Origin of the sequence: Micromonospora sp. WMMA1363 (assembly GCF_030345795.1) — a bacterium.
GTDB lineage: Bacteria > Actinomycetota > Actinomycetes > Mycobacteriales > Micromonosporaceae > Micromonospora.
Map to the genome: position 1 here is coordinate 22,539 of NZ_JAUALB010000015.1, position 13,370 is coordinate 35,908.

The 13,370-nt window shown below is 68.3% G+C and carries 14 protein-coding genes and 1 pseudogene; 12 read left to right on the forward strand and 3 right to left on the reverse strand.

Annotated features, from left to right (window positions below; all coding sequences use genetic code 11):
• Positions 1-24: 24 nt before the first annotated feature.
• Positions 25-174, forward strand: a pseudogene (locus QTQ03_RS29095) (IS5 family transposase); the annotation flags it as partial.
• Positions 175-350: 176 nt separating this feature from the next.
• Here the strand turns inward: QTQ03_RS29095 and QTQ03_RS29100 are convergent.
• Entirely contained in the window at positions 351-1,178 is an 828-nt protein-coding gene (locus QTQ03_RS29100) for a CLIPPER-2 domain-containing protein (protein WP_289281174.1), read from the reverse strand.
• The gene (locus QTQ03_RS29105) at positions 1,175-1,570 is read right to left on the reverse strand and encodes a hypothetical protein (protein WP_289281175.1); all 396 of its coding nucleotides are present in this window, start codon (positions 1,568-1,570) and stop codon (positions 1,175-1,177) included. Before QTQ03_RS29105 ends, QTQ03_RS29100 begins: the two co-directional genes overlap by 4 nt.
• Before the next feature lie 493 nt (positions 1,571-2,063).
• Here QTQ03_RS29105 and QTQ03_RS29110 point away from each other — a divergent pair, with 493 nt between their 5' ends.
• The 10 genes from QTQ03_RS29110 (at position 2,064) to QTQ03_RS29155 (ending at position 10,337) form a co-directional block, all read left to right on the forward strand.
• On the forward strand, positions 2,064-2,438 hold the full coding sequence (locus QTQ03_RS29110) for a hypothetical protein (protein ID WP_289281176.1): 375 nt from the start codon (positions 2,064-2,066) through the stop codon (positions 2,436-2,438).
• 273 nt (positions 2,439-2,711) lie between these two features.
• On the forward strand, positions 2,712-3,449 hold the full coding sequence (locus QTQ03_RS29115) for a hypothetical protein (protein ID WP_289281177.1): 738 nt from the start codon (positions 2,712-2,714) through the stop codon (positions 3,447-3,449).
• Positions 3,439-4,023, forward strand: coding sequence for a gluconate 2-dehydrogenase subunit 3 family protein (locus QTQ03_RS29120; protein WP_289277466.1), 585 nt, complete (start codon positions 3,439-3,441; stop codon positions 4,021-4,023). The genes QTQ03_RS29115 and QTQ03_RS29120 overlap by 11 nt, the downstream gene beginning before the upstream one ends.
• Entirely contained in the window at positions 4,020-5,639 is a 1,620-nt protein-coding gene (locus QTQ03_RS29125; RefSeq protein WP_289281178.1) for a GMC family oxidoreductase, read from the forward strand. Before QTQ03_RS29120 ends, QTQ03_RS29125 begins: the two co-directional genes overlap by 4 nt.
• Positions 5,640-5,661: 22 nt before the next feature.
• Entirely contained in the window at positions 5,662-5,973 is a 312-nt protein-coding gene (locus tag QTQ03_RS29130) for a transposase (protein WP_289281179.1), read from the forward strand.
• Positions 5,970-6,659: an IS3 family transposase gene (locus QTQ03_RS29135; RefSeq protein ID WP_289281180.1), complete on the forward strand. Its 690-nt coding sequence runs from the start codon at positions 5,970-5,972 to the stop codon at positions 6,657-6,659. Before QTQ03_RS29130 ends, QTQ03_RS29135 begins: the two co-directional genes overlap by 4 nt.
• A gap of 84 nt (positions 6,660-6,743) precedes the next feature.
• A complete protein-coding gene (locus QTQ03_RS29140) occupies positions 6,744-7,826 on the forward strand; it encodes a tyrosine-type recombinase/integrase (protein WP_289281181.1) in 1,083 nt (360 codons plus the stop codon).
• Positions 7,792-9,732, forward strand: coding sequence for a tyrosine-type recombinase/integrase (locus QTQ03_RS29145; RefSeq protein WP_289281182.1), 1,941 nt, complete (start codon positions 7,792-7,794; stop codon positions 9,730-9,732). The genes QTQ03_RS29140 and QTQ03_RS29145 overlap by 35 nt, the downstream gene beginning before the upstream one ends.
• Entirely contained in the window at positions 9,729-10,031 is a 303-nt protein-coding gene (locus QTQ03_RS29150; RefSeq protein ID WP_289281183.1) for a DUF6262 family protein, read from the forward strand. The genes QTQ03_RS29145 and QTQ03_RS29150 overlap by 4 nt, the downstream gene beginning before the upstream one ends.
• Positions 10,032-10,094: 63 nt before the next feature.
• On the forward strand, positions 10,095-10,337 hold the full coding sequence (locus QTQ03_RS29155) for an IS3 family transposase (RefSeq protein WP_289281276.1): 243 nt from the start codon (positions 10,095-10,097) through the stop codon (positions 10,335-10,337).
• Between the two features lie 317 nt (positions 10,338-10,654).
• Here the strand turns inward: QTQ03_RS29155 and QTQ03_RS29160 are convergent.
• Positions 10,655-12,072, reverse strand: a protein-coding gene (locus QTQ03_RS29160) for an IS3 family transposase (RefSeq protein WP_502889673.1) whose coding sequence is annotated in 2 segments (ribosomal slippage) — positions 10,655-11,742 and positions 11,742-12,072 — 1,419 coding nt in all. Because the reading frame shifts where the segments join, the coding sequence is not laid out codon by codon here.
• A gap of 67 nt (positions 12,073-12,139) precedes the next feature.
• Here QTQ03_RS29160 and QTQ03_RS29165 point away from each other — a divergent pair.
• A complete protein-coding gene (locus QTQ03_RS29165; protein WP_289281184.1) occupies positions 12,140-13,297 on the forward strand; it encodes an IS4 family transposase in 1,158 nt (385 codons plus the stop codon).
• Positions 13,298-13,370: the final 73 nt, after the last annotated feature.

Sequence of the window (13,370 nt, forward strand, 5' to 3'; positions counted from 1 at the left end):
CCAGGCACCGCGCCCGGACCCAACACCCTGGGCTGGATCATGCACCACCGCCGACTCGTCCGCGACTACGAAGCCCGACCCGACAACTCCGCCAGCATGATCACCATCGCCATGATCGACAACCTCGCCAAGCGCCTCACCGCCGAAACTACCCCAACCTGGCGATACAGCTAAACCCATATAACCGACGAAGTGCGTAAATCAGACGTCCTCTCAGCCGTGTTGTGGACGGGAAGGGAAAGGCCCCGGATGCCGTATTCGGTACCCGGGGCCTTCTCGATCCCCGATCAGAAGTGACCGACGCCTTCGGGACGCCGGTGAACCGGTCCTTTCCGTCGGTGCGGGGTCTGTCAAACGAACGGCTCTGTCTCGTTCGTCTTACAGTCCCTCGGGGCGGTTCTGGTGTCGTCGTTTTCTTGTCCTTTGCCGGGCGTCCGGTGGTCGGACTTTCCTTGTGTGATGCAGATGGTGACCACGGCCGGGTCGGAGACCACGGTCTGCGGGCCGTACGTGCCGGAGGCGTACGCGGTGTTGGTGACCTTGCCCTCCTTGGTGTCCGCCCAGCCGACCACGTACGGTGTGACAGCGTGGCAGTCGGTGAAGGTGCCCGGTGCCAGGGTGGTGGTGTTGCAGACGACCTGGCCGGCGGTCGGGTCGTTTACCGTGACGTTGGTGACGGCCACCGTGCCCGAGTTGTACACCCGGTAGGTGTAGATGATCCGGTCGCCCTTGGCCGCGAAGCCCTCCCCCTGGCAGGTGTTGCGGCAGTCCGACTCGACCCGGGCCTTCTTGCCGATGGACAGGCCGACCTGCACCACCTTCTTCTTCCCCTTGGTGGTGACGGTGAACGTGGCCTCGTTGGACGGCACCACCTGGTCTTCGTAATCGCCCTGCGCCTGTGCCGTGTTGACGATCTGACCCTTCTTCACGTCCTGCTGGGTGACGGTGTACGTGCCGGTGCAGGCGAGGCTCTCCCCCGGCGCGAGATCAGCCTGGGCGAGGTTGCCCGGCTGCGCCGCGGGGCAGGTGATGCCGGTCACCGTATCGTCGACGACGGTGATTTCGGTGACGGTCACGTTGCCGGTGTTCGTCACCGTGTAGGTGTAGGTGACCGTGTCGCCGGCCTTGAGGTTGCTGGCGGGAGTTCCGGTCTTGGTCAAGGTCAGCTTCGGGTTCACCGTGGGGTTGCTGCGGCGCAGGTGTGGGTGAGCACGAAGAAGTCCGCCGTACCGGAGATCACGGCAGTTGCTCCGGTGAGCGTCCATCCGGCCGGGAGTTGGATCCAGGCCTTGCTGGTGCCCATGTTGTTCACGATCGCGCTGGGGTACGTCCCCGATGGGATCGTTTCGATGACCGTGCCGGTCGGCGTGCTGAACGTCGGGTTGATCGACTGGAACGTCCCGCTCGTGGCCGGGTTGCCCGGCAGGTTGAAGACCCAGACGTCCTCGTTCGGATAGGGTCCGCCACCCAGGTTGGGATCGCAGTTCTGGGTGTAGCTCGCCGCCGTGGTCGGCACATTGCCCGGATTGATGCTGATGGTCTCCTGCGCGGCGGCCGGCGTAGCGGCCACCAGTAGCGTGCCGGCTAGTACGACGGCGGAGCCCAGTGTGCCTAGCAGTCTACCCCCCTTGGACCTGAAGCTTCTTCTCATTTATGTCCTCCTGACGATTACTGGGGGTTAAAGGGAGCTAACCAGAATTTTCTACGCAAACAGGGTGGATGGGTGAGATTTCCACGAAAGTGGGGTGCGGGCCGCTGTCATCGCGGTGCAACTAACAAACATCCCGAGAGTTCCCTGCGGTAGCTCAGCCCCTGGCAACGTCCTGGCCGGGGGCTTTCTCTCTCAGCTTCCTCGATCGAGCGGCGCCGCGATCCGCGCCCGCACCTCCGGCCACCTCCGCCGCGCAGACCGCGCCGCCCTGCTCGACGCCGAGCCGGTGGAGTGCGACTGGCCCGAGGTCGCCCGGCCTCCCGACCGGTCTTGGCGGCCTGTAGGGACTTGTCGATGCCCGGTCTGCTGCGGGTCGCTGAGCGGGCCGTTCGGTGACGCCGCGCCGAACCGAATGTATTGCTCAGCGGCGTGCCGGCAGGAGGCGTACCGGCGGCGCAACGCCGGCGTCGGACCGGCGGCGGTGCGCCGGGCCGAGGCAGCCCGAGCCGCGGAACTGCAGGCGGCGGGCGCCGTGGTCCAGGCGCTGCTCGCCGAACTCGACGACGATCTCGACACCCTGCGGTACACCGTCGACCGGCGAAGCCCGTATGCCCAACTGTCCTACGAAGTGCGCGGCCTAGCCGGCCGCGTCGAACAACTTGCCGCGGCCGCCGTCGCCTACGGCCGGGCCCTCGGGGTGCCGTGGGCGGAGATCGCCGAGGACACCGGCGTCGACGAGACGACCCTGCGGCGGCGCCAGCGTCGCGCCGGCTGCTCCGGCACCTGACCTGACAGGGCCTTCGGCAAAGATGTCGTCAGGTGATGCCGAGTAGTGCCAGCGGGCGGGTGCTGTCGCGGGCGTGGTGGCGGCGATGTTGGTGACGCCGACGGTGCGGAGTGCGCCGATGGCGGCGTTGCGGAGGGCGGCCATGACTTGGGGTCCGGTGCCGGTGCGGATTTGAGAGCGGTCCTCGTCGTAGGTGACGTCACGCGTGGTCGGGACGTGCGGACGGGGCGGTTCGAGCGCAGTCTGTCCGCGCTGACCGCGGCCGGAGCGTTGGTGATGGCGGCGGAAATCTACTTCGAGCATGACTCGGCGAGTTTTGGCAATAAGATGATGTGGGTGCCGGTTGCGCTCGGTCCGGTTGGAGCGGCGGCGGGGGTCGCGGGGTTCTTCAGCCGGCGGATGGCCAAGATGGCACTACCAATCACGTCCGCTGCTTACCGTCGTCGTCGACATGGTCGGAGCCCGCCACGACAGACAGGGCCGGGCACACTGACGGCGCATCCACCTCCTGGCTCGATCACGGCCGTTGCGTACCGTATGGGGGGCACAATGCAGATCCGGCGGAGGTCGTCGTCGGCGGCGCGGTGGGATATCGATCGCGTGGTCGGGGACGTGCGGACAGGGCGGTTCGAGCGCAGTCTGTCCGCGCTGACCGCGGCCGGAGCGTTGGTGACGGCGGCGGAAATCTACTTCGAGCACGACTCGGCGAGTTTCGGCAACAAAATGATGTGGGCGCCGGTTGCGCTCGGTCCGGTTGGAGCGGCGGCGGGGGTCGCGGGGTTCTTCAGCCGGCGGATGGCCAAAACGGCACTGCCAATCGCTTCCGCGGCCATCGTGGCGAACGGCTTGCAGGGCACGTACCTGCACGCCCGCGGGATCGCGCAGAAGCCGGGCGGCTGGCGCAACGCGCGCTACAACATGGAGATGGGGCCACCTCTGTTGGCGCCGTTGCTGGTGACGATGGTCGGCGGGATGGGCATGTTGGCGGCGGTGCTGCGACGTGAACGCTGAGAACGTGCGGTTTCCTGGTTTCGACGCGCTGTCTCAGCAGCGGCATTGGGATCCGGTGACGACCGGGGTGGTGCTGGAGCGGATCAGCAACCTGCGGGACTTCCGGTTCTTCAACCCCGACGAACAGGCGATCGCGACTGTGCTGTGCGACCGGCTGCTCGGTCAGGGCGGCAACGGCCGGATCCCGGTCGCTGCGATGATCGACGCGCGACTGGCCGAGTCGCAGACCGACGGTTGGCGCTACGCCGACATGCCCGAGGACGGTCAGGCATGGCGCGACACGTTGGCCGCCCTGCGGGAGGACGGGTTCGCGTCCGCCGGGGAGAAGGAACAGAACGCGTTGATCCAGGCCGTTCAGGATGCCGGCGACGCCGATTGGCACGGCCTGCCGGCAGCCCGGGTGTGGAGCCTGTGGACGCGGTACGCCTGCACCGCCTTCTACGCCCATCCGGACGCATGGTCGGAGATGGGTTTTCCGGGGCCGGCCTATCCGCGGGGTTACAAGAACACCGGAGTGGATCGTCGGGAGCCGTTCGAGGTGGTCGACACCCGGCCGGACGAGGAGCCGCGATGAGCGCTGTCCGCGAGCGTAACGAGTCGGCCTGGCTGATCCCGAACGACGGCACCCGGACCAACCACAGGCTGCGCCGCGACATGCGCCGGTTCGACGACACCGACGAGGTGGACCTGGTGGTCGTCGGCTGCGGGGCCGGCGGGTCGGTGCTGACCCAGCGGCTGGCCCGGGCCGGCTGGCGGGTGGTGGCGCTGGACGCCGGCCCGTTCTGGGACCCGGATCGCGACTGGGTCAGTGACGAGGCGGGTTCGCACCGGCTGTACTGGACGGATCCGCGGGTGATCGACGGCGCCGACCCGGTGCCGCTGGGCTCCAACAACTCCGGCCGGGGTGTCGGCGGGTCGATGGTGCACTACGCCGGCTACACGCCCCGCTTCCACCCGAGCGATTTCGAGACGTACACCCGGGACGGCGTGGGCATCGACTGGCCGCTCTCCTACCACGACCTGAAGGGCTACTACGCGGCGATCGAGGAAGAGCTGCCGGTCGCCGGGGAAGCCTGGCCGTGGGGTGATCCGCACACCTATGCGCACCGGCCGCACCCGGTCAGCGGCAACGGCGAGATCTTCCTGCGCGGCGCTCGTAAGGCGGGGATCACCGCGAAGGTCGGGCCGGTGGCGATCGTCAACGGGCGTTTCGGGAACCGGCCGCACTGCATCTACCGCGGTTTCTGCCTGCAGGGCTGCAAGGTGAACGCGAAGGCGTCGCCGCTGATCACCCATATCCCGGACGCGCTCGCCCACGGCGCCGAGGTCCGACCGGATTCGATGGTCACCCGGATCGAGGTGGATGCGCGGACCGGTCGGGCGACCGGGGTGCATTACGTACGGGACGGGATCGGCCGGTTCCAGCGGGCCCGCATGGTGGCCGTCGCGGGGTATTCGATCGAGACGCCGCGGCTGCTGCTCAACTCCGCCTCGACGCGCTTCCCGGACGGCCTGTGCAACGACTTCGACCAGGTTGGCCGGTATCTGATGGTGCAGGGTGCGCCGCAGACCGCAGGCCGGTTCGACAACGAGATCCGGATGTACAAGTCGCCGCCGCCCGAGGTCAGCTCCGAGCAGTTCTACGAGACCGACCCAAGCAAGCCGTACAAGAGAGGGTTTTCGATCCAGACCGTCTCACCTTTGCCGATCACGTGGGCCGAGCACGTCACCGCCCAAGGGCACTGGGGCGACAAGCTGCGCGAATACATGAGCGACTACGTGCACTGGGCTTGCCTCGGCGCGCTGTGCGAGTTCCTACCCCGGGCCGACAACCGGGTCACCCTGGCCGACGAGAAGGACCGCCACGGCCTGCCAGTCGCCCGGTTCAGCTACAGCCAGGGCGACAACGACAAGCGGCTGACGCGCGCCGCCCAGACGGCCATGGAAGACATCCTGCACGCCGCGGGCGCCAACGAAGTGATCACGATCAAACGGTACGCCCACCTGGTCGGTGGTGCCCGGATGGCCGCCGACGAACGGCACGGCGTGGTCGACGCGGACTGTCGCACCTTCGCCGTACCCAATCTCTACATCACCGACGGCAGCGTGTTGCCGACGCAGGGCAGCGCGAACCCGGCCCTGACGATCATGGCTGTCGCCGCCCGCACCGCCGACCGGCTCCGGGAGTGATGTTCCCCGGGTTTCTCGGAGCGTGGCAGCACCGAAGAAGTACCCCGATGAGCTACGTCAGCGCGCTGTGCGCTTGTATCGCGAGTCGGACCCGAAGCCGGTGATCCGGCGCTTGGCCGAGCAGCTTGGCGTGCATCACGAGGCGCTGCGGAACTGGATCCGTCAGGCCGAGGCTGACACGGGTGAGCGTCACGACCGGCCGACCAGCGAGATGGTCGAGGAGAACCGCCGGCTGCGCAGGGAGGTCACCGAGCTGCGGCGGGCCAACGAGATCCTGAAGGCCGCGAGCGCGTATTTCGCGGCGGAGCTCGACCCGACCCGGCGACGGTCATGACGTTCATTGATGAACACCGTGACCAGTTCGCGGTCGCGCTCCTGCTACGGGTCCTGAACATCGGCGCCTCGACCTACTACGCGTGGGTCAAGCAGGCCGAGGCGCCCTGCGACCGCGACGTGGTCGACCTGGGCCTGATCTCCAACATTCACGAGATCTGGGAGACCTCCGGGCGCACCTACGGCGCGGACCGGGTCCACCGCCAGCTACGCCGCGACGGCATCTACGTGGGTCGCAAACGCGTCGAGCGGCTGATGACGCAGCAGGGCTGGCAGGGCGCGTTCCTGCGCCGCGGCTGGCGCGGCGGCTCCACGCGGCAGGACCCACGGCACACACCGGCGCCGGACCTTGTCGGGCGGCAGTTCACCGCCACCGGGCCGAACCGGCTCTGGGTCGCCGACGCCACCCGCATCCCCTGCGGCGAAGGCGTGTTCTGGCTCGCCGCGGTCCGCGACGTCTTCTCCCGCCGAATCGTCGGCTGGAAGACCTCCAACCGCTGCGACACCGACCTGATCCTCGCCGCCCTCGAATACGGCATCTGGTCGCGCGACGTCCGCGACGGCCAGTTGATCCACCACTCAGATCGCGGGTCGAACTACACATCGTTCCGGTTCGCGGAACGCTTACAGGACAACGGGATCCTGCCCTCGATGGGCTCCGTCGGCGACTCCCTCTTAACCGGCTAATCTCCAAGTTTCCCCTGGTCAGAGACACGCCGACATTCTGGGAATTACGGCCGATTGCGGTCATTGCCGGTACATCTGTGTCTCATGAACGGTGGCGAGCTGCGGCTCGAGGAACGAGATGACGGTTGGGTGCTGGCGGGGCCGGGCGCGGCCGGGTTCGCGTTGGTGGATGAGTATCTGGCGCATCTGGGCGACCGGAACTATTCACCGAAGACGGTCCGGGCCTACGGGTACGACCTGCTGGCGTTTTGCCGCTGGCTGGCCGGCGAGGGCATTGCGCTGACTGCGGTGGACACGGACGTGCTGTTGAAGTTCCTGCGTGCCTGCCGCGATGCCCGGGTGCCGGGGCGGCCCGGTCCGAACGTCGTGGCGTTGAGCGGGCGCAGGCTGGACAGGTACGCGCCGGCGACGATCAACCGCCGGCTCGCGGCGGTCTCCGGGCTGTTCGCGTTCCGCGCCATGCGCGACCCCGATGCGGGCAACCCGGTGCCGAAGGGGCGTGAGGCGCGGTGGGTGGCCTCCGGGGAACGCACGGGGATGCTCGCGCACACCGTCCGCAGGCCGAAGCGCCGCTCGGTGCTGCGGCTTCGTCAACCGTGCCGGCTGCCGCGGCCGCTGGACCAGGGGCAGGCCGCCGAACTGCTGGCGAGTTTTCACACATGGCGGGACCGGGCGATCGCCGGGCTGATGCTCTACTGCGGGCTGCGCTCAGCCGAGGTCCTCGCGCTGGGCGTTGCCGACGTGGACATCGGCGGACGATGGCTGCAGGTCGTCGGCAAGGGCGAGTGGGAACGTCGAGTGCCGCTGGACACCGACGTCGCCTCGGTGATCCAGGTCTACCTCCTCGCCGAGCGGCCGGAGACCGCCAGCGACAGGCTGTTCATCGTGGCCAAGGGCCCGAACCGGGGCCGGGCGCTGACCGCGGCGGGGCTCCGCACGATCTTCCGCTACCACCGCGGCATTTCCGGGATCACCGGCGGTCATCCGCATGCGCTGCGGCACACTTTCGGCACCGCGCTGGCCGAGGCCGGCGTCGACCTCGCGGTAATGCAGGCCCTGCTCGGTCACGCCCATGTCGATACCACTGCCCGGTATATCCATCTGGCTCCCGCCCACGTGAAAGCCGAGTTCGATGCCGCCCGTGACCGCATGCGCGCCCGCCCGTGACACCGACGACAACACGGGTCACCACGCCGGCGGCGATGCGAACGCCGCCTACCTGAAGTATCTGGAATCCACCAGCCGCGGGAACGTCGCGTACTACCGTGCGGCCCGGACGTTCTTTCGGCGGTGGCCCCGGCCGCAGGACTGGGTAGGCGAGCCGCTGGAGGTTCGGCTGTCGGCGAACTCGTCGACCCGGCCGCTGATCACGTTCCTGATGCTGCACCGCGGGCTGCGGCCCGGCTACGACTATCTGCTGGAGCGCAAGCTGTCCAGCATCTGGCGGGAGATCAAGGATTCGCCGGTCGACGTCGACCTGACCCGGTTCCTGACCGCCGCCGCCGAGTTGGGATTCACCCAGCGGGTCCGGTTCGCCACCGGCTCGCAGGTGCCGGCCCGCCTGCTGATCCAGACTGGCCGGAGACTGAATCAGCTCACCATGGACGATCTGGCCGAGTTCGCCGCCGCGTGCCGCGATCGCCAGGCCCGCACCGGCACCGACCATAAGCACTACCTCGCCGCGCTGAGCAACACCCAGCGAGTCCTGTTCCACATGGGCATCCTGGCCGACCTGCCCCGCTCCGGCGGGCCGATACCGTTCGCTGAGCGGCTGTCCGAGGTGGCAGCCCCGATCCGGGCGACGCTGATCGCCTACCTGGAACGCAAACGCGCAACCTGCGTCGCCAAGACGGTGTCAGCCCTGGCCACCCGGCTCAAGCACTTCGGTGTCTTCGTCACCGGCATCGACCCGGACCTGCAGAGCATCGCGTCGCTGCAGCGGTGTCGGCACATCGAGCCCTACCTGACCTTTCTCGTCGATGCCCCCAACACCAAGACCGGCGAGGTCATCACGGTCGCCGATCGGGCCCGGCGGGTGCTGGCCCTCACGACCTTCCTGACCGACATCACCGAATGGGGCTGGCCCGAAGCACCGCCCCGCACGTTGGTGTTCCGCGACGACATTCCCAAGCAGCCGCAGCTGCTGCCCCGCTACCTGCCCGTCGACGCCGACCGCCGGCTCACCGACGCGCTGAGCGAGCACCCCGGCAACGAACTGGCCGCCTGCGCCCTGCGACTGCAACGGGCCTGCGGGCTGCGCATCGGGGAGCTGCTCGACCTCGAGCTGGACTGCGTGCACGAAGTGCCCGACCAGGGCAGCTGGCTCAAAGTCCCGCTGGGCAAACTCGAGACCGAACGCATGGTCCCGCTCGATGAGGAGATCCTCGACCTCATCGACCACATCACCGAGATCCGGTCGGCGAGCCGACCGCTGCCGCACCCCCGCTACCGCCACCCAGCGCAGTTCCTGTTCACCCACCACGGCCGGCGCCTCGGCCAGCAAGCACTCCGTGCCGAACTCGATCGGGCCGCGCAGATCGCCGGGCTCGGGCACGTCACCTCCCACCAACTGCGGCACACCTACGCCACCGCCCTGGTCAACGCCGGAGTATCCCTGCAGGCGCTGATGGCGCTGCTCGGTCACGTCTCCGCCGAGATGAGCCTGCGCTACGGCCGGCTATTCGACGCCACCGTCCGCGACGAATACGAACGCGCGCTCACCCTCGCCAAGCAGCAAGCCCGCACCCCCGCCACCGGCCACACCAACCTGCCGCTGGCCGACATCACCGGCGGCGCTGACTGGAAGACCACCCCACTGGTCAAGTCCCGGCTGGCCGGCGGCTTCTGCCTGCGGGCTCCGGCCCAGGGCGCCTGCACCTACGCCAACATCTGCGAACACTGCCCCAGCCTCCACACCGAGGCCAGCGCTCTGCCCATCCTCGCAGCCCAGCGCATCGACGCCGCGGCGCTGGCCGCCGACGCCGAACAGCGCGGCTGGATCAGCGAAGCCGAACGGCACCGCAACCCCATCACCCGACTCGACACCCTGATCAGCCAGGCGCAAGCCGGATGAACAACATCAAGGACCTCAACCGCGTCGAGCGGGCCTGCACCGACCTGCGCCGCGACGGACGGACCGTCACCTTCACCGCCGTCGCCGCGCACACCGGTCTCGGCCGCACCACCCTCTACCGCCACCCCACCCTGCGCGCCGTCATCGACCACCACCGACACCAGACCACCGACACCGGCACCCTCACCGCCATCACCGACGAATTGGCCACCCTACGCGCCGCCATCGACGCCATCGCCGCCCGAGTACGACGCCACGAAGAACAACTCCGCCGAATCAACACCCGACAACCAACCTGAAAGCGTTAACCGGCCAAACACCCAAGACCAAGATCATTAGCCGGATAAAGCTACGACAACGCCCTGATGGAGAATTTCTGGTCGACGCTGAAGATCGAACTCGTCTACCGCACGAGCTGGCGGACCCGCGACGAGGCCGAGAACGCGATCTTCGCCTACATCGACAACGGCTGGTACAACACCCGCCGCATCCAGAAGGAACTGGGCTACCTCAGCCCGAACGAGTACGAGACCGCCTGGCACAGCCGCCAGACCGAACCAGCCGAACCACCTATCGCCACCCCTGCGCCAGCCGGCAGCAGGTAACCACCGCTCCATCAAAGCGGGGGTAGCTCGCACCCGCCCTGAGCTGCAAGATCAGCTTGGAAAGGGCTCATTGTCTCGCGAGGGCTTTGCTCATCGTGAGCGCCCCATATCCCAATGCCGTTCAGTTAGGGCGGTTGTCGAGGTCAGCGTGGTGAGCTGACGCGTCGAGGCGGGGTCGGTACGGTGCCGGCGTGATGTCGCAGGCGCAGCTGTCGGGTCGGTTGGCTGACCACATTGGTCTTGGGGTGCTCTCGGCGAGGTTCCACCGGGATCTGATCGAAGAGGCGGAAGGTGTCAACCTTTTTGGGGCGGTCGGTTCAGGGGTTCGTTGACTGAGTCGTGGTGTCCTCGGGCTTGTTGATCCACGCGGTGGTGGGCAGGGCGGGTGGTTGCGGGATGCCGCGGACGAATCGTTCGGGGTTGCGGGTGTAGGCGGCGGTCAGGACGTCGGCGCGGACATCGCGGACCTGCCGGGCGTGGCCGTGGTGGACGTCGTGTGGGGTGTGCCAGCCGATGCCGGAGTGCCGGTGGATGGTGTTGTACCAGGTGAAGAAGGCGCGGCAGTGAGCTCGGGCGTCCTGGACGCTGCCGAAGCGGTCGGGGAAGTCGGGCCGGTACTTCAGGGTCTTGAACTGGGCCTCGGAGAACGGGTTGTCGTTGCTGCACCTGGGCCGGGAGTGGGACTTGGTCACGCCGAGGTCGGCCATCATCTGCGCGACCGTCTTGGACGCCATTGAGGTGCCGCGGTCGGCGTGGATGGTCAACTGCTCACGCGCGACGCCCTGCTTGGTGATCGCGTCGGACAGCAGCCGTTCGGCCAGGGCGGCGTCCTCGCGCTCGGCGAGCAGCCACGCGACGGTGTAACGGCTGTAGATGTCGATCACGCTGTAGAGGTGGTAGAAGTCCCGCTTGGCCGGGCCGCGCAGCTTGGTGATGTCCCACGACCACACGCGATTGGGGGCGTCGGCGATCAGTTCGGGCTTGACCTTCGGCGGGTGCACCGCGTGACGGCGGCGCTCCCTGACTTCGCCGTGGGCACGCAGGATCCGGTACATGCTCGACACCGACGCCACGTACACGCCCTCGTCGAGGAGGGTGTGGTAGACGGCCGCGGGGGCCATGTCGGCGAAGTCCGGGCTGTTGAGCAACGCCCGGACGCTGTCACGCTCGGCTGCGCTCAGGGCACGTGGCTGCGGCCTGGGTTCACGCCCCGGCCGCGGTGGCGCAGGCGTCTGGCGGTGCCGGCGGTAATGGTTGGCCTGCGGCCGGCCGGTGGCTCGGCACGCCGTCCGGATGCCGATCAGCGGCGTCAGTTCGGTGATCGCAGCGTCGATCATGGTGTCGGCTCGCTCCCGCTGTGCTGGCTGTCGGTCGCGAGTTGCCCCAACAGCGCGGAGAGTTTTCCCTGCACCTCGATCACCTTGCGGGCCTTGTCCAACTCGGCGCGCAGCCGCTCGTTGTCTGCCCGCAACCGGGCTGCCTCCAGCACCGCCGGATCGGTCTTCGGCCGCCCGGCCGGCTTGGCCAGGGCCTCGCGGGCGCCGGCGTCACGCTGATGCTTCCACGCCGCGAGCAGCGACGTGTACAGGCCTTCCCGACGAAGCAGGGCGCCCTTGCCGGCCTTATCGAGGGTCTCGTACTCGGCCAGGATCCGCGCCTTGTACGCGGCGGTGTATGTCCTTGTTCGGGGCTTTGCTGGTACCTCGGGGTCGGGCACCGGGTGATGCGATGTCACGGGGGTGGATCTCCTTGCACGCCCTCACGGGTCAGAGTTTCAGCAGGTCAACCTGCCTTCCCCAAGGATGACACAGAGGGAGGTGATCAACCGGACCGGATGTCGTGAGAAGCGCAAGCGGCTGCTGCCGGCGCACGTCATGATCCGGTACGTGATCGCGATGGGCCTGTACGCGCAGGAGCCGGCGGAGGAGGTGATGCGCCGCCTCGTCGGGAGTCTGCGCACGATGGGTTCGTGGTCGGATGATTGGCAGGTGCCGACCGGTTCGGCGATCACTCAGGCCCGGCAACGTCTCGGGGTGGAGCCGGTGAAGCAGCTGTTCGCCCGGGCTGCGGTGCCGGTGGCGAGTGCGGGCACGAAGGGCGCGTGGCTGGCCCGACGCAGGTTGATGGCCATGGACGGGACGTCGTTCGATGTGGCCGACACGCCAGAGAACGTGGATCGTTTCGGGCGGATGGGGTCCGGGGCGAACGCGTCGGCGTACCCGAAGGTGCGGGTGACCGCGGTCGTGGAGTGCGCGAGCCGGGCGGTCGTGGGCGCGGTCCTGGGCCCGTGCGGCACGGGAGAGCGTACCCAGGCAGCCGAGTTGACCGGTGCGCTGGAGCCGGGGATGTTGCTGCTGGCCGACAGCGGTTTCTACTCCTTCGAGTTGTTCACCACGTTCGCCGCCACCGGCGCGGACCTGGCCTGGCGGATCGGGGCGTCGGTGTCACTGGGACGGGTACGGTGGCTGCCCGATGGCTCCTACCTGGCGTTGATCTACCGTCCCGGGCTGTCCGCCGAGCGCCGCCGCCGGCTGGCGCAGACCGTCACCGACGGCGGACAGGTCGCCGCGGACACCGCCCGTCTGGTGCGGGTCGTGGACTACACCGTGCCCGATCGCAACCCCGACGGTGAACTCATCACCGTGATCACCACCGTGCTCGACCCCCACGAGATGACCGGGATGGACCTCGCGAACGCGTACCACGAACGGTGGCAGGAAGAGACCGCCCTGGGCGAGATCAAAAGTGACCTCCGCGGCCGGGGCGAGGTGCTGCGCTCAAAGACACCCGACCTGGTCGAACAGCAGATCTGGGGCCTGCTGCTCGCGCACCACGCTATCCGGGCCCTCCTGGTCGACGCCGCTGACGAGGCCGGCTACGACCCCGACCGGTTGTCGTTCACCCGCGGACTACGCCTCGCGCGCCGCCAGGTCACCGACCAGGCGGCCATTTCCCCCTGAGCGCCTGACGGCCGCCATCACCGACGCCCACGCCGAGATCCTGCGCCACCTGCTGCCCCCACCCAGACAGCGC